The 17,512-nt window shown below is 53.6% G+C and carries 11 protein-coding genes; 9 read left to right on the forward strand and 2 right to left on the reverse strand.

Translation table 11 applies throughout. The features are described 5' to 3' along the window. Positions 1-4 precede the first annotated feature (4 nt). The 6 genes from AC0LWT_RS35295 to AC0LWT_RS35320 all read left to right on the forward strand — a co-directional run bounded on the left by AC0LWT_RS35295 (position 5) and on the right by AC0LWT_RS35320 (position 8,533). A complete protein-coding gene (locus AC0LWT_RS35295) occupies positions 5-1,804 on the forward strand; it encodes a cache domain-containing sensor histidine kinase (RefSeq protein ID WP_474686423.1) in 1,800 nt (599 codons plus the stop codon). Next, a complete protein-coding gene (locus AC0LWT_RS35300) occupies positions 1,797-3,416 on the forward strand; it encodes a response regulator (protein ID WP_474686425.1) in 1,620 nt (539 codons plus the stop codon). The genes AC0LWT_RS35295 and AC0LWT_RS35300 overlap by 8 nt, the downstream gene beginning before the upstream one ends. A gap of 290 nt (positions 3,417-3,706) precedes the next feature. Then, on the forward strand, positions 3,707-4,756 hold the full coding sequence (locus AC0LWT_RS35305) for an NAD(P)-dependent alcohol dehydrogenase (protein WP_474686489.1): 1,050 nt from the start codon (positions 3,707-3,709) through the stop codon (positions 4,754-4,756). A 655-nt stretch (positions 4,757-5,411) separates the two neighbouring features. Next, entirely contained in the window at positions 5,412-6,731 is a 1,320-nt protein-coding gene (locus AC0LWT_RS35310) for an ABC transporter substrate-binding protein (protein WP_474686427.1), read from the forward strand. A 90-nt stretch (positions 6,732-6,821) separates the two neighbouring features. Beyond that, the gene (locus AC0LWT_RS35315; RefSeq protein ID WP_474686429.1) at positions 6,822-7,709 is read left to right on the forward strand and encodes a carbohydrate ABC transporter permease; all 888 of its coding nucleotides are present in this window, start codon (positions 6,822-6,824) and stop codon (positions 7,707-7,709) included. Next, complete coding sequence (locus tag AC0LWT_RS35320) at positions 7,706-8,533, forward strand: carbohydrate ABC transporter permease (protein ID WP_474686431.1); 828 nt, start codon at positions 7,706-7,708, stop codon at positions 8,531-8,533. The genes AC0LWT_RS35315 and AC0LWT_RS35320 overlap by 4 nt, the downstream gene beginning before the upstream one ends. Positions 8,534-8,565: 32 nt before the next feature. Here AC0LWT_RS35320 and AC0LWT_RS35325 read toward each other — a convergent pair whose 3' ends face one another. Together AC0LWT_RS35325 and AC0LWT_RS35330 are read right to left on the reverse strand one after the other, a co-directional pair. After that, positions 8,566-9,693: an SMI1/KNR4 family protein gene (locus AC0LWT_RS35325; RefSeq protein ID WP_474686433.1), complete on the reverse strand. Its 1,128-nt coding sequence runs from the start codon at positions 9,691-9,693 to the stop codon at positions 8,566-8,568. A 39-nt stretch (positions 9,694-9,732) separates the two neighbouring features. Further along, on the reverse strand, positions 9,733-12,858 hold the full coding sequence (locus tag AC0LWT_RS35330; protein ID WP_474686435.1) for a hybrid sensor histidine kinase/response regulator: 3,126 nt from the start codon (positions 12,856-12,858) through the stop codon (positions 9,733-9,735). 155 nt (positions 12,859-13,013) lie between these two features. Here AC0LWT_RS35330 and AC0LWT_RS35335 point away from each other — a divergent pair, with 155 nt between their 5' ends. From AC0LWT_RS35335 to AC0LWT_RS35345, 3 genes are read left to right on the forward strand one after another with little or no spacing between them, the layout of a single operon-like run. Then, entirely contained in the window at positions 13,014-14,651 is a 1,638-nt protein-coding gene (locus tag AC0LWT_RS35335; RefSeq protein WP_474686437.1) for a carboxylesterase/lipase family protein, read from the forward strand. A 45-nt stretch (positions 14,652-14,696) separates the two neighbouring features. Beyond that, positions 14,697-15,701: a helix-turn-helix domain-containing protein gene (locus AC0LWT_RS35340; RefSeq protein ID WP_474686490.1), complete on the forward strand. Its 1,005-nt coding sequence runs from the start codon at positions 14,697-14,699 to the stop codon at positions 15,699-15,701. After that, positions 15,701-17,512, forward strand: coding sequence for a sensor histidine kinase (locus AC0LWT_RS35345; protein WP_474686439.1), 1,812 nt, complete (start codon positions 15,701-15,703; stop codon positions 17,510-17,512). Before AC0LWT_RS35340 ends, AC0LWT_RS35345 begins: the two co-directional genes overlap by 1 nt.

Below are 17,512 nucleotides of genomic sequence, written 5' to 3' on the forward strand. Positions count from 1 at the left end.
TTATATGCGGAGATTAGGGCTGGAGTCGATTTCCCGCACCATTAACGGGCGGCTGCGCAACAAGCTCATCGTCGTTTTTTCGCTGATCGTAGCATTGATCGTCATCTTGCTTTCCTATTTGTCGTACCGGCAATCTTCGCTGACGAACGAAAACAATTTTATCGCGAGCAACCAGAAGATTATTAAGCTGGTGAACCAAAATCTGGAAAGCTATATAAGCAGCATCGACGAGTTTTCGCTTTCGCCCCGGAAAGACGCCATGTTCATGGATTCGATCATTTCGACCGAATATTTGGCGCAATTTTATATCCAAAATCAGATGAAGAACATGTTTTACTCCCGCGAAGATATTGAGGAAATCAGCATTTATACGCCGATTAATCATGTGCAGTACCGGCTTTCCCGCTCGACCGTCAATTTGTCCCAGCAAAGCGATTGGCAGACCGAGAATGAGCTGTGGTACAAGGAGGCGGCGGGCAGCCCCAAATTCCGCAGCATGGAGCCTGCTCTTGCGTCGCAGGGGGCGGACGTACAGCCTCAGCATTTTCTCGTGTTTCACCGTATTTTGATCAATGTCGCGGACAAAAGCCCGCTGGCCGTCATTTCGATCACGCTGAATTTCCGCGAGTTGAACCGGATTTTCGGCGATTTGCCGGACCAATCCGGGGAGATCGTCGGGCTGTTCGACAGCGGCAATCAGCTGTATTATACGAACCGTGGCGGGCTGTCCGACCGGCAGTGGCGGGTGCTGGGGGATTTAGTCAGCTTGCAGGGCGATAACGCATCCGGCTACGCGGAACAAAAGATCGACCACGCCGCTTACCTGACGCTTTATAACACGTCTCCCCGGGACGGATGGAAGCTGATCAAGCTGACGCCCATTGCCGAGCTGAACAAGTCGGCGGCGGCCGCTAGAATCGTCAATCTGCTTGTTGGCAGCGGGTTCGTGCTCTTTTTTATTATCGTCGTGGTGTTCGTCTCCAATGCGATTACGGGAAGGCTGAAAAATTTTTCCCGCCGCATCGAGCAGTTGGGCGAGGGGAATTTCGAGCTGGATTACGAGTTCAAAGGCACGGACGAAATCGCGCACTTGTCGCGGAAATTCAATCAGATGGTTGTCAAAATCAACGATTTGATCGCCGAGCGCTACGAAATCAAGCTGAACGAGAAAAATGCCCGTCTGAAAGCGCTTGAGGCGCAAATCAATCCGCATTTTCTGTATAATTCGTTGCAAGCGATCTCGACGGAGGCGATTATCCATGAAGTCGGCACGATTCAGCAAATGGTGGATGCGCTTGCTTCTTCGCTGCGTTACTGTTTTAAAGGCGGTGAAACCGTCAGCCTGCTGCATGAGCTGGAGCATATTGAGAACTATTTGATTTTGCAAAAAGCGAGATTCGGTGAGCGGTTGACCGTAACGTTGGATATTCCCGACGAAACGAAATCGTGCCTCATTCCCAAAATGACGCTGCAAATACTGCTTGAAAACGCAATTGAGCATGCTTTGGAGCAAATGTCGGATGCGATGTATATGGAAATCCGGGTCAGCCTGGAGGACGAATGGCTCGTTCTGCAAGTCGCCGACGACGGTCCGGGTATGACGGAAGCGCGATTGAGCGAGGTGTTGGCCGGGATGAACGACAATTATTTGGATGTGCAGGAGGAAATCGGCCTGAAAAATTTGTATTCCCGGCTAAAGCTGATGTTTGGCAGCGAGGCGTACGTGACGATTCGCAGCCGGTTGCACCAAGGGACGGAAGTGGAAATCGGGCTGACTGCCATGAGGGAGAGACGACATGTATAAAGCGCTGATCATTGATGATGAAGAACCTGCCAGACGCGCGATTCACGCATTGGGCGCATGGCGGGAACACCGGGTCGCGGCCGTGCTGGAAGCGCGGGACGGCAAGGAGGGGCTGGAGATGCTGGCGGCCCACAAGCCGGACCTCGTGTTCGTCGACATGCGCATGCCGCTGGTTGGCGGCGTCGAATTTTTGCAGCTCGCGAAGACGGCGTCTTCAGCCAAATGCATTGTCGTCAGCGGCTACGACGACTTCGAATTTGCCCGCGGCGCGATCACTTCGGGTGCGCTCGACTATATTTTGAAGCCGATTAAAAAAGCGGAGCTGAATCAGGCGATTGCCAAGGCGGTCGCGCAGTTGGACAGCGAGCGGAACGAGCGCGACAGCCAGCTTTCCGGCGCGATTTTGCACAATATTTCCCTGCCGCTTGTGAAGGAGAAAATTTTTGCGTCGATTATCGGCCAAAGCGGCAAGTTTCACAAGATCAAGGAATTGGAAAACCTGATCGAAGCGAAGCCTGCCGACGCGTTTCAAATCGTCGTCGTGACGGTGCTGAATCTTGCCGAGGTCAGCCGCGGCAAGTTCGGCGGCGATATGCACGCCTGCAACTACTCGATCACGAATGCGCTGGATGAGCTGTTGTCCGTCTCCGGCAGCGCATTCAGCTTCAAGAGCGGCAAAGAGGAGCAGGAGTTCATCATCGTCCTGTCCGCACCTGAGTCTGCGCCGGAGAGCGGAGCGCGGGAAGCGGCCGAGCAGGCCGCAGCGCGTCTGCGGGAAGCTTTTGGCGTCGAAAGCATAACGGCGCTAGGCTGCAAAACCGGCCGCCTTGATCAGTTGGACGCTTCGTATCAAACGGCGAAGGCCGCTTTGGCGCAGACGAACATGCTCGATCCGCTGCATGCATGCGGGGATGCAGGTCAGACAGGCGCGCGGTCGTCGATTTTGGCCAAAAAAGATTTGCTCCTGCACGGCCTGGAAATCGGCAGTACGGTGTACGCCGAAAGCATCCTGAAGCAGTTTTTCGACGATATCCGGCGCTCGGGCTACTTCAGCCTCGAATCGATGCGCCAAAACGAAACGGAATTTCGCATTTTGCTGAAGCAGCTTGCCGAGGAGAGCGGCGCGGCGGCTTCCCTGCTGCCCGTGGCGATGGAACGCTTCGACCTGCAATTCGGCCATCAGGTGACGGACTTCGCGCGGTTCGAGCTTACGATGACCGCTTTTATCGCGGAGTGGTTCGCGCAAATTCAACAAATCCAGCAAAGCCACAAGCTTGCCGACAAGGTCAACGTCGAACAGATCAAGGCGTTCATCGACCATCATTATTTTGAGGAGATTTCAATTGCTCTCTTCACCGAAAAATATTTCATCAGCAAGGAGCATCTGCTCCGCCTGTTCAAGCAAAAATACGGCTGCGGCATTTATGAATACACGTTGAATGTCCGCATGGAAAAGGCGAAGGAGCTGCTGCGCGACCCCGAGCTGAAAATTCAGACCGTGAGCGACAAAATCGGCTACCACGATACGAATTATTTCAGCAAAGCGTTCAAAAAGCATTTCGGCGTCTCGCCGCTGGAATTTAGAAAAGGCATGCAGCCTGAACGCTCATAAGGCAGGGGACGGGCCCTTGCGCGAGCGGAGGAGGGGAGGCACTGCCGGTGGCTAGATGTGCGCCTCTCCCGGCGCGCATCGTTGCGCTGCACGGCAGGCATCTGCGGCTCGCCATACGCGGATGGAGGAGGGGAGGCACCGCCGGGGGGCCACTGGGCCACCGCCAAGTATTTCCGTTTAGCGTCTTTACAACGTTTACCAAATGATTTTATAATGTGCATGTTTAGCCGCCCTCTTGGGCAAGTATGGCTGAATCCACCAAAGGAGGAGTAATTGTGACCATTTCTCAAATGACCGCGGCCGTCATGGATCGGCCTCATTCTATCGCCATCCGGCAGGTGCCCCGCCCCGAGCCGAAGGCTGACGAGGCGCTTGTCAAAGTATACTGCATCGGAGTTTGCGGGTCGGATGTACATTACTACGAGCACGGCAAAATCGGCAGGTACGAGGTGAAAAAGCCGATCATTCTCGGACACGAGCTGGCGGGCGAGGTTGTCCAGGTGGGCCGCGACGTCTCGAATGTGGCGGTGGGTGATCGCGTCGCCGTTGAGCCGGGAGTGACTTGCGGACGCTGCGAATATTGCAAGGCGGGGCGCTATAACCTGTGTCCTGACGTAGTATTTATGGCGACTCCTCCGGTAGACGGCGCATGGGCCGAGTATGTGGCCGTGCGGAGCGATTTCCTGTTCAAGCTGCCCGATTCGATGTCTTTTGAAGAAGGCGCTTTGCTGGAGCCGCTGTCCGTCGGATTTCATGCCATGAGACGGGTGAAAATTCAGCCTCAGGATCGCGTTCTCGTGCTCGGTCTGGGCCCGATCGGTTTGCTTGCGATCGAAGCGGCCAAGCTGTTCGGTGTGACGGAAATTTACGGCAGCGATGTCGTTGGTTTCCGCCGGGATATGGCGAAAGATCTGGGCGCCGCGAACGTATTGAACCCGCTGGACGGCGGCATGCAGGAACAATTGCAGCAATGGACGGGCGGCAAAGGCATCGACGTCATCATCGAAACTTCCGGCAATGCGCGGGCCGTTGCGGATTCGATCCGCACCGTGAAGCGCGGAGGCCGCATCGTTTTGGTCGGTCTGCCGGTCAGCGATGCGATCCCGATAGACATTCCGCTGCTGGTCGACTCCGAGCTGGACGTGTACGGGCTGTTCCGTTACGTGAACACGTACCCGGCGGCGATCCAGGCGTTAAGCGGCGGCAAGCAGGATATCCGTAAAGTCATCACACACAAGTTCCCTCTAAGCTCGATTGGCGAGGCGCTGGAAACTGCGATCAACCAAAAGGACACGAGCATCAAAATCATGATATACCCGGATGCAAACAACGCGGGATAGCTCCGCGCCGGAGCCTTGCGCAATTGGCGGCAAGGCTTTTTTTGTACTTCGCGCAGCTCCCAGCGCGGGGTGCTGCGCTGCATGACGGCGGTCGGGCGGCTACATTTGGGTTTTTGGGGCAACTGGGAGGACATTGCGCAGGCTGTTGAGCATCTCACACGCGTGGGCCGATCGCCCGGCTGCCTAGCTGCCGGCGGAGAAAGCCTGCAAAAGTGCAGTTTTTTTGTTCGTTGAGGCGCTGGCAGCGAAACATTCCTGCAAAAGTGCAGGCTTTTCACCGGGCACATGGGCCCAGATTCATTTTCATCAAAAATTCCTGCACAATCGCAGGCTTTTCGTCAAAATGAACAAGTTTCATCGAAAAAACCTGCATTTTCGCAGGCTTTTTCTACGAACCGGCTTATCACAAGCTGCCTCATGATGTTCCGCCGCGCATCACCGTCGCCCCCGCGGCGCCTGCGGACCTGCCGGCTCCGGGCGTTCCCGCCTTTTGCGCCGCTCCAGGCGGTTGTTTGCCCCTGCGTTCTCCACGGCAAATGCCATTTTTTTACCCGCAACAAGCCACGATATTGCATAGACCCTGCACATGAAATCCGGTTTAATAAAGGTAGCGATACGATAAACGCTTTCAAAACAAAGGGAGGCTATGAACCAAATGACCAAGAGATACGTGAGTATGGTTGGCGCCGCAGCGATGTTGGCATCTGTGCTTTCCGGCTGTGCCGCAGGCTCCAAGCCCGAGACTGCCGCTTCCAGTCAAGCGCCCAAAGAGAGCGCCGCGGCAACTCCGGGCGACGCCAAAAAGGACGCCAAACCGGTGACGATCAGCATTTTGCAGTATGCGCCTGAAATGAGCGATGCGATGCACAGATTGGCTGAGGAGTACAACAAGCAGTTCCCCAATGTGAAGCTCGATATTACGATTCATCAGGACGATTACCCGACGCTGCTGAAGACGCGGATTAATTCCGGCGATATTCCTGATATTTTTATGTCGAGCGCTTACAATGACAACAACGTGTACAAAGATTACTCCTACGATTTGACGAACGAGGGTTTTATGAAAAACATCGTCGATTCGGCCAAAACCGGCGTGACGCTGAACGGCAAAGTGATCGGGTATCCGCTCATTTTGCAGGCGCACTCGTTCATTTACAACAAAAAGCTGTTCGCCGAGGCAGGCATAACGGAGCTGCCGAAGACGTTCAGCCAACTGGAAGATGCGGCCAAAAAGCTGCAGGATAAAGGCATCACGCCTTTTGCCAACGGGTACAAAGAGTGGTGGGTGATGGAGCAGACGTTTACGCAGGTTATGGCCTCGATGGGCGGCAACTACGCTCAAACTTTTGCCGATATCAACGCAGGCAAAAAGAAGCTGAGCGACATTAAAGAAGCGATGAATGTGTTCGATCTTCTGGATCTGACCAAAAAATACAGCAATCCGAAGCCGCTGGAGACGGATTTTAACGCACAGGTCAGCCTGTTCGCGCAGGGCAAGGCAGCCATGATGCATCAAGGGACGTGGGCGGAGGAATCGATCCGCAAAATCAACAAGGATCTTGACATCGGCTTCCTCGCCGGACCGGTCGGAGAGGACCCGTCCAAGGCCGGGCTGATGGTCGATTCCAACATTATTTACCGCATCAACAAAGATTCCAAAAACCTGAAAGAAGTGCTGCAATTTTTCAACTGGCTGACCACCTCCGATTACGGCAAAAAATTCATTCCGAACGAAACGAAGCAAATTTCTACGATTAAGGACGCACCATTCCCGGATGCCCAACTGGCGAAAGCGACGTCCGAGTTTATTAAAAGCGGCGTGACATACCCTTGGGTGAAAGGCTACTGGCCGGACGGATTCGAGCAAAAAGCGGGTGAGCTGCTGCAAAAATACGTCGGCGGCGCCTCGACCCGCGATCAAGTGAAGGATGAGCTGGACAAAACCTGGGCCAAACTCGCCAAAGCCGCTGATTGACGCATCAGTTCCCAGCAGTTTGCTGTTCGAGCCGGAAGTGTTCTTCCGGCTTGATTCAGGCAAAAAACCACGGATACCGGAGTGAACGTGATGAAAGTATTAACGAAATCGGTCAAAAATTACACGGAATTTTTTGTTTTTGTAACACCGGCTCTCGCCTTTATTGTGCTTGCCGCCGTCGCTCCGTTTCTCATGTCGCTCTATTATTCGCTTACCAAATGGAATGGAGTCGGCAAAAACATCCGGTTCATCGGGCTCGATAACTTTACCGAGCTGTTTACGACCGATACGGGGGCGCTGAAAGCGCTGCTGTTCACCTTGCTGTACGCCGTATTGAACGTGGTGTTGACCAACGTGATCGCGATTGCGTTAGCCGTTGTTTTAACAAAAGCGCTCAAGTCTAGAGGCGTGCTTCGCGCGGCCTTTTTCGTGCCGAACATCATAAGTCTGGTGATTATTGGATTTATTTGGAAATTCATATTTACGCGTGTTTTTGACGCTCTTTATGCGGTTACCCATCTGGAGCTGCTGCAATGGAGCTGGCTCGGCGAACAGCATCTCGCTTTTGTCTCGATTGTGCTCGTCAGCATCTGGCAATCCATCGGCTTCTACATGATGATTTATATAACGGGGCTGCAGTCCATTCCATCGGAGTTGAACGAAGCGGCTGCCATCGACGGTGTGGAAGGATTCGAACGTTTTTTCAAAATTACGCTGCCTTTGCTCATGCCTTCCTTGACCGTCGCCTTCTTCCTGACAATTGCGAACTCGCTCAAAGTGTTCGATATCATTTATACGCTCACCTACGGCGGGCCGGGCGGGACGACTACCAGCATAACGCTCGACATTTATAATGAAGCGTTCGTCAACAACCGTTTCGGTTATGCGACGGCCAAATCGCTGCTTTTTGTCCTCCTCATCCTGTTCATTACCGTCGTCCAGGTGAAATATTTTAAAAGCAAGGAAGTGGAAGCATGACCAGGCGCAACAAAAGAAATTTGCTGCTGCTCGAAATCGTCGTCATCCTGCTCACCTGCGTTTTCCTGTATCCGCTGTTTCTCGTCGTCATCAATACGTTCAAGGATTACACCGAAGTCGTGACGAATGTGGTCAGCCTCCCGCGCCATTTCAGCCTGGACAATTATGCGCAGGTGTGGGATTTGATGAATTATCCGAAGCTGTTCCTGAACACCTTGTTTATAACGGCCGTAAGCGTAATCGGCATTCTCATTTTCGGCTCGATGGCCGGCTACAAGCTGTCCCGCACAAAAAGCAGGCTCAGCACATTCCTGTTCTTCCTGGCGATCGCGCCGATGATGCTGCCGTTTCAATCGTTCATGATTACGCTGACCAAGCTGTCCAAAGAACTGCATCTCATCAACAGCCTGAACGGTCTCAATGTGATCTACTGGGGACTGGGCTGCCCGTTGGCGATTTTCATGTTCCACGGTTTCGTCAAATCGATACCGCTGGAGCTCGAAGAGTGCGCATCCATCGACGGCTGTTCGTCGTACCGCATCTTTTACCGGATCGTGTTTCCGATCATGGTGCCGGTCATCAGCACGGTGGCGATTTTGAATGTGATGTGGATCTGGAACGACTTCCTGCTGCCGCTCATCATGCTCAACGGCAAAGAAGCGACTTTGCAGCTTGCTTCCTACAAGTTTTTCGGACAGTACAAAAGCGAATGGAACTACGCCTTGACCGCAGTCGTATTTACAACGACACCGCCGATCCTATTTTTCCTGTTCATGCAAAAATACATTATTAAAGGCATGGTCGCGGGAGCGGTCAAAGGCTGATGAGTTTTGGGGCAACCTTCAGGGTTGTCCTTTTATTTATGCCGTGTAATTTTATATACCGATCCGCATAATCTGCCTTTTACCTGTACGGTATCTCCAATCGATAGATTTGGAACAGCAACTCCTTGAATTAAAACTTCCTGTTTCAGCGTTTCAATATACAAGGGGAAAGCATTTTGCCCCATATCATATTTAAAAAGCCTGTTAACCTGCCCGCTCACGACATGCTCGGACCTATTCCCGATGAGTTTTATTTGCTCAATAGAATCCAGAGTCGTATTATTCTCCAGCTTTACGAGCTCCAAAGGACTGTACGATTTATGCTCCATGTATAAGGAGACTACTAATTTGTCGTTGATTTGAGTTAATTCGGAATACCCGCCTTCCCGCACAAAATCATTTGGACAGAAAAACTCAAACTGGAACTTAACACCGTTTTGTACCTTTTTCACCTCTAAATCTCTAACATTTCCGCCCAGCTTTATTTTGGTAATGATGCATTCAAATCGATCGTTCTGTTCCAAATAAGCGGATCGCTCCGTGATTTTACGATTAAGCCATTTCACATAATAATCTTCAAACGAATCGCTAACTTTATATACACCTTGTCCGTGACATGTATCTATGTAAAACAATTTTCCGGCCAATTCACCTGATACAACCAGAACTATAAAGTAGCCGCAACCGTCGTTATGTAAAGTGATTGTGCCTTGCAGTGCCTCTGCGACTGTCCTTTCGTATTCTTCATCTGTAACATCGTCATCTTCATCGTTAAAGTTATCATCAAAATGCTTGCTGCAGGTTTCCAAACTAAATGGCAGACTCATGTATTCAAAGCCGGCAGACTTACGTAAACAAGTTTCCATACACTCTTTTGCATGCGATAAGGACAAAGGGAACTGTCTTTCATATCTCCCACCATCCCCGATGTTTAGTAAGAAATCTTTGTAGTCTTGAGGCAATACAACGTTTGCCGAGGCTTCAAACTGCTTGATTTGTCTCTCGGATAATCTGTCATTAAGCACATAAGGGCAATCATCGTCAAAAAGACTCTTGTATTGATCTAATAAGCTTTTTATCTTATTCGTGAACTCTTTACTTTGTGGCGATCCTGCATTTTTTCTGAAAATTTCCGTCATTTTGTTAATCGATCTTTTCATATTAAAACACCTCGTTTTGGAATCTGAGATGTGAAAACGTCAATCTCGCCCCCGCCCGGTTGACTGATCCGGGATGAACATCGTCACAGTGGTGCCGTGACCCGGTTCGCTGCGGACGTTCAGGCTTTGGCCGAACAACTGCTTGAGGCGGCGATCCAGGTTGTACAGGCCGACCCCTTGGCGTTCATCCGTAGTTCTGTTCAGCACCTCCTGTAGTCGCTCCTCGGTCATTCCAACGCCGTTGTCCGATACGGCAATTTTCGTTCCGTCCGCTTGCTCGATGACCCGTATCCAGAGGGTTCCCCCTTTCGCGTGCCCCATGATGCCGTGGCGGACGGCGTTTTCTACGAGAGGTTGAACCGATAGCGGCGGCACCAGCAGATGCTGCCCTCCGTTCAGCTCCCAAACGGTCTCGAGCCGGTCCTCGAACCGCTCTTTTTCAATGGACAAATAAGAACGTACATGTTCCAATTCATGCTCCAGAGGAATGAGCTGGTCCTGGTTGTGGAAGTCGAAGCTTGCGCGCAAATACTGGGTGAACGCTTCCAGCAGGTCCCGCATGCGCGCCATATCGAATTCGCTGAGCGCGGCAATCGAGTTCAAGGCGTTAAAGAGAAAGTGCGGTTTGATCTGAGCTTGCAGCCACGCGGCTTCCAGATTGAGGCGTTCGCGGAACGAGCGGTTCAGGTTCGTCAAGGTGCTGACCCTGAATTTAAGCTCCAACGCATCCAGCGGTTTCGTAACGTAATCGTTGGCCCCGGATAAAAAGCCCATCGACACGTCCTCCGGCCGATTTCTCGCGGTGAGCAGCAGAACCGGAAGCTCCGAGATGGAGAAGCGCTCGCGAACAGCGCGGGTCAGCTCGTAGCCGGACATGCGGGGCATCGTCACGTCGGATATGACGAGATCCCAGTAGCCCGCATGCAGCAGCGCCAACGCTTCGCGGCCGCTCGTCGCGGTGACGACGTCGTACGACTCGGCGGAAAGCAGGTTGTGCAAAATTTTCAGGTTGACCGCATCGTCGTCTACGACCAAAATCCTCGATTTTCCAAACATGTGCCCGATCGGCAAAAAGAAAGGCTCTTTGGCGGGAACGGATACGGCGGCTGCGGCTGCGGCTGCAACTGCGGTTTCCCGGCCCGAATGAGCTGCAAGCAGCTCTTCGTCATCGGAGGCGACCGGTTGATCGGCAGCTTCCGCCAGCGGCAGCGTGAACGTAAATACCGAGCCGAGACCCGGCTGCGAGCGAACCGTCAAGGTTCCGCCATGCATTTCAATTAGCCGGGTACAGATGCTTAATCCGAGACCGAGGCCCCCTTCCGAGTCCGTAAAGTTGGCGTCGCCGCGCTCGTAGGGCTGGAAAATTTTTCGCTGCATCTCTTCGTCCATGCCGCTCCCGGTATCGTGGACATGGATATGTGCCATTCCGCCCCGCAGCTCCGCGCTGACCGAAATCGATCCTTCATGCGTATATTTGACCGCATTGTGGATCAGATTGAACAAAATTTGCTGCAGCCGGTTTTCGTCGGCTTTTACGGCCGGGAACCCGGCGGGTATTTCATTTACCAGGCGAATGATTTTGCCTTCGGTCATAAATTGCAGCATGTCCAGGACGACCGAGGCTACCGGCTGTACGCGGGTGCTCGCGATTTCAAGCCGGACGTCGTTCGCTTTCAGGCGGTCCAGGTCCATAAGGTCGTTCAGCAGAAAAGACATCCGCCGCCCGACGGAGATGAGCAGTTCCAAATCTTTGATATGCTTGTCGTCCAGCAAATGCTTGGCGGTATCGATGACGGTCCGGGCAATATTGATCATTCCGTGAAGCGGATTGCGCAGTTCATGAGAAGTAACGGCGAGAAACTCGTCCTTGTTGCGGTCCGCTTGCTGGAGCGCTTCCGCTAGCTGTTTCGTGTCCGCGGTGGCCCGGAAAAATTTGACGGACCAGAATAAGGCCAGGCTGAAGAAAGAAACAATCAAGTCGAACGGGTAATAAGCGGTCTCGTTCAATCCCACGTTGGCCACTACGCTCCATATCGTATGGGAAAGGGTGCCGCATGCTCCGAGCAGCATATAGAAGGAGCCTTCGTTTCTTTTCCAGGCTTCGCGGATATAAAAGACGGGAACGATGATTGCCGATGCCGCGGTCAGCAATACGAACAGCGGTCGGACCGCGATCACGTACGAGCCCGGAACGAACAAGCAGAGCAGCGTGATTGCGCCGCATACCGCAATGGACCGGGAGATGTATCCGGCTTTCCCGTACTCCGGAAACAGATGCTTCAAAAAAAGAATGACGGACAGCGCCGTGCCGCAATAAGAAAGATACTGGAGCTTCATGGACCATTCGAAACTGAGGGAGGGTACTGCGGCCAGCAGCAGCTTCTCATAGTTCGTCATGATCGTGCCTGCCCCGCTGAACAGAAGCAGCGAGAAATAAAGCAGCACCCTGACTCTGTTGCGGAGCAAATACAGGATGAAGGCGCAGAATCCGTACAGAAACATAACGATGGCGGCTATCATGTTTGTGGAGATGTAGAACAGCGATTGGCGCTGAATGGCTTCGGCCGTGCCGAATTTCACCGAACCGACGAGGCCTCCGCCGCGCGCGAACTCGTAATTGGATACATGCATGAGGATCTCGATCGTATTTCCGTTCGCCGTGAAATATACGGAATAAGGCGCGTTTCCGGCTTTGTGCAGTGCTTGCGACGCGGCCGGCCGCCCGTTGCCGCCGATCAAATGGCCGTTCACGTAAATGTCGGAGGCGCTGGCCTCTTCCAATACCCGGATACCGTACAGCGTATCCCGGTTATCGCGGGTCCGGACGAGCAGGCGGTACGTTCCGTAGCCGCGTGCGCCGGCGCCGGACGAGATCGCGCTGTCCCATTTGCCCGGGACGCGAAGGTATGTCGGATTCGCAGCCGGTGCGGGTCCGCCGCCCTCGCCGGGCATCAACCATTGCTGCGGGTAAAACTCCCATTCGCCTTCCAGCGGAATGGGGGCGGTGACGTCGGCGCTCATGCTCCGGAGATCCAGGACGCCATGTGCGGCAAGCGGATGCGCAGGTACTGTCTGAAAGGCGATCCACAATAACCGGAAACCGGTCATGACCGCGCAGATTAGTCCGATCAGCAGAATCATTTGCGTATTGGTCATCTTGCTCATTGAGTTCGGCATACTCTTTTTTTCGACAGCCCTTTCGAATGCATGGTAGTGTATATAGTAGATTAGAGTATGTTTTCGCAAGATTGATTCTCCACGTGCAGCTCAAAACCGTTTATAGTGGATTCATTTCTATATTTTAACAGGGGGGCGAGTCTATGGATACTTATAATTTTCAATACGGCATCCGCCAAACAACGCGCAGCGGTATCGTAGAAGGTGTGGAAGACGCGGAGCGCGGGATATGGGCATGGCTGGGCATCCCTTACGCCAAACCGCCGGTCGGCGAGCTGCGGTGGCGAGCGCCGCAGCAGCCGGACGCTTGGGAAGGCGTGCGGGAGGCAAAGCGGTTTGCGTCCTGTTCGCTTCAACTGCAATGGCCGGACGGGACAGCCATCGGCAGCGAAGACTGCTTGTATCTCAATCTGTGGAGACCGGCCCACGACCGCGTGCATTTGCCCGTTCTCGTATTTGTTCACGGCGGCGGGAACATGAATGCTTCGGGCGAAGAGTTCAAAGGCGATGTGTTGTGCCGGTGTACGGACAGTGTCATTGTGTCGATCAATTACCGCCTGGGCGCGATGGGCTGGTTTCGCAGCAAAGCTTTGGCGACGGGCGATCCGCTCGACGATTCCGGCAATTACGGGCTGCTGGACATCATTCAGGCGCTGCACTGGGTGCAGGACCATATTCGTTCATTTGGCGGCGATCCCGGCAATGTGACGGTGGCCGGCCAATCGGCGGGTGCGCGGAACATTATGGCGCTCACGATTTCTCCGCTGGCGGCGGGCCTGTACGCGAAGGCCGTATGCCTGAGCGGCGGCATGACGCTGGCCGAAACCGGGCCCGGCGAGCGGTTTGCCGACGAAGTCGCCGGCCTGGCGCTCCTCAGGGACGGCCGGGCGGACTCGCCCGCGGAGGCCGAGCGGTGGCTTCGCAGCAGCGATGCGCGGGATGTCGCCGCCTATCTGAGAAGCCGGAGCGGCGAGGAGTTTTTGCCGCTCGTCGGTCCCGGGCAAATCAGGATGAACCGGTTCCCGCATCTGTTCAAGGACGGCTATGTCATCCCTGAAGCGGGATTTCAGCTGCTTAAGGAAGAATCATACCGTAGAGTTCCGATGATCGTCGGCTCGACGCTGGACGAATTTTCCGGATTTTTGTCCTTCGATCCGGCTTTTCTGAGCGATCTCCAGACAGGCAAGCTGCTGGAAGATCCTCACAAGCTCGCGCTGTACACTCTCGCCAAGACTTTCGGCAGCAAGCTGTATGCGGGCTTTAACGCCGACGCTGTCGCCGAGGCGCTTCACGAGTCCGCGGCTCCGCCTCCGGTGTATGTTTTCCGGTTTGCCTGGGGGGCGAACAGCGAAGTCGTCGCTTCGCCGCTGCTGGAACTGTTCGGTTCTTCGCACGGAGCCGATGTCGATTTTTGGACCGGCCATGAAGAAGGCATGCTGAACAGGCTGCATCCCGGAGCTTATTACACGCCTCGCAATAAGCCCGGAAGAATGGAATTGTCGGAACGCATGATGACATATTTGGGCAATTTATTGCATACCGGAGATCCGAACGGAGAGCAGTCCGGCCTGACCCCGTGGCTGCCGTGGCATAGCGATCGACAAGAGCGGATTCTGCTGCTTGATGCCGACAATCACCATGCCCGCATTCGCATGTCCGCGGATATGTATCGGCGGCAGCATATTTTGCAGGAGATGCACGATACGCTGGACCCGCACACGATCCAATATTTGACGGGCGTTCTTTTCAAGGACCGCTTTTTTTGGCAGATGCCCCAATAACAGGCTTCACCATACAGACATAAGGGAGGGATCGGGTTGTTCGAAGTGCTGGTTGCGGAAGATGAAGTATGGATTCGCGATGCCGTCGTGGAAATGATCGAGGAGTTGAATCCCCGGTTTACGGTTATTGGCGCTGTGGACAACGGCGAGGAGGCGTGGAATTTCATTCAGCAAAGCTGGCCGGGGATCGTGGTCACCGATATTATGATGCCGAAGAAAAACGGGCTCTGGCTCAGCGAGCAGATTTATGCGCAGCAGCTTCCGGTCATGGTCGTCATTTTGAGCGGCTACGACAATTTTCAATATGCGAAACAGGCGATGCGCTTCGGTATCTCGGAGTATCTCCTCAAGCCGGTGGACAAGCAAGAGCTGCACGATGCGCTGCAGCGCTCCTTGCTTCGTCTGGAGAAGACGGCCGAATACCGCGAGTACATTTTCAAAATTCAGCACTTTATCGATCAATTTCCCGGGCTCAATCAGCAGAGGCAGCTCCAGGAGACGCAAAGTCTCGTGGCGAGTCTGCTAAGATTAAAAGCCCGCGAGCCGGGAATCGGCAAAAACGCGCTGTCGCTGCTGTCGTTTAAAATGAACGAGCTGCTGCAGGGCATCCAGCCGTCCCGGCCCGCCGTTCCTTTTGCGGAAAAAGAGGAGAAGGGCGTGCATAAGCACTTTCGCGAGCTTGCGGAAGCCTGGATTTTGAGCTACACGGAGTATGCCAACCACAATGTGAATGCGGCGGTGCTGAAGGTATGCGAACATATCAAGGCCAATTACTATGACGACTTTTCGCTTGCCCGGCTTGCGGATATGGCGCATTTGAGCGTTTCTTACTTCAGCACGTTGTTTAAAAAAGTGACCGGCAAAACCTGCCTCCATTATTTGAACGAGGTGCGCATGGAAAAGGCGAAGCAGCTGCTGCAGGAGGCCGATTTGAAAATATACGAGATCGCCGGCATGGTCGGCTACAATTCGATGCCTTACTTCAACCGGATGTTCAAAGAGCTGGTAGGGATGACCCCGGCCGAATACCGGAAAAAACTGGGTGTGTAATGATGAAAGCGCTCTTGCCGAAACTGTCGATCCGCGCGGTCATGGTGCTCGCCTTTTACGGAATCAGCGTCATTTCGCTGCTGCTGGTAGTTCTTTTCTCCAATTATTATTACGGCAAAGAAGCCAAGAAGCAGTTCGAGAACATTTCGTACGAAGCCATTGTCAGGCTGAACTATCATTTGGATTTTTATTTCCGGGGCTTCGCCCAATCCGTCCAAAGCCTGGCGGGCAGCGATGTCGTGCAAAAGTGGCTCGTCTCTGGAAACGCTACCAATCTGGACGATCAGGATGCGGAGCATGAATTGAGGCGGTACATGGCCTTGAATTATCCCGAAATCCGCAACATTTTTCTCGTTTCCGGCCAAAAGGCGGTCATCTCGATGTCCCAATCGACGGGGAAACCGCCGCAATACGATCTGGAGCCCTGGTACGGCCTGCCGCTTACGGACAAAATGCAAGTGTTCGAAACGCATGCAGCGCATTACGACGAGGCCAACGGCCAGCCTGTGCTGTCCATCCGGCTTCCCGTTTACGATAAAGTCAACTTGACATTAATCGGCAATTTGATCATCGACATTTCGTTGGCCGAACTGCAGGCGGCTTTTCAAAGCTCCAGGCTCGGCGAGTCGGGCATGTTTTTTATTTTATCGGCGGACCGGCAAAAGGTGATTTATTACCCGAAGGATGCGTGGAACGGGGCGGCCGTCAGCCGGACTCCCTTGAAGGAGGTGGCGCTGCCGGAAGGGCAGCACATGTTTCTCGGGCAGTATCAAGGCAAACAATATTTGATCGCCCATTATCCTTCGAGCTTGACGGGCTGGGAAACCGTCTCGATGGCGCCTTTCGAAGAAATGGCGGCAGGGCTGAGCGCGGCCCGCTCATCGGTGCTTCTCGTGCTGGCGATCATTACGCTGGTCATTTTGCTTGCCGTTCCGATCGTGTCGAACCGCCTGATCCGGCCGATCCTGACTTTGAAAAAGCTGATGAACCAGGTGGCCAAAGGAATGCTCGATGTGCGCTCCGACGGGCCGCCGAGCCGGGACGAATTTCAGCAGCTGTTTCACAGCTTCAACAACATGGTTTACAGGCTGAACGAGCTGATGGAAACGAACACGCTTTTGAAGGTGAAAGAGTACCAGATGCAGCTGCAGCAAAAGGACGCGCTCATTAAAGCGCTGCAAAATCAAATCAATCCGCATCTCCTCTACAATTCGCTGGGCATCATCAAAAGCATCGCTTACCTGGAGCAGGTGCCGGTCATCGAGCGCATGGCGCAAAACTTGTCCGACGTATACCGCTATACGGCCCGGTTCTCCGACCTGGAGGTGACGCTGGAAGAGGAATTGTCGATTCTGCGCAAATATTTGGAAATTATCCATATCCGGTTTCCGAAGCATTTTCAAAGCAAAATTTACGTGAACGAGAAGTTTTTGCAGGGGCGGATTATTAAGCTGACCTTGCAGCCGATTGTGGAAAATGCGGTGAAATATGCCGTCGAGTCCCAGGGCGGGACAGGCTGCATTCTCGTTAGCGCTTACATGGAGGAGCGGGATTTGGTGCTGGAAATCGCCGATAACGGGATGGGCATTGACGAGGCGGATTTGCATGAGCTGGAAGGACACTTGAGGCGCATTTCGGAACATGCGGGCGAGTCGTACGTTCAACCGCATTCCCTCGGCTTGTCCAATGTGCACGCCAGGCTGGTGCTCAAATACGGAAGCAGATACGGGATCGCGCTCACCTCCTTCCACAGCAGGGGAACCGTCGTTTCGATCCGCATTCCGTTTCATATTCAGCCTTTCGAACCGTAA

Source organism: Paenibacillus sp. sgz302164 (assembly GCF_056120505.1).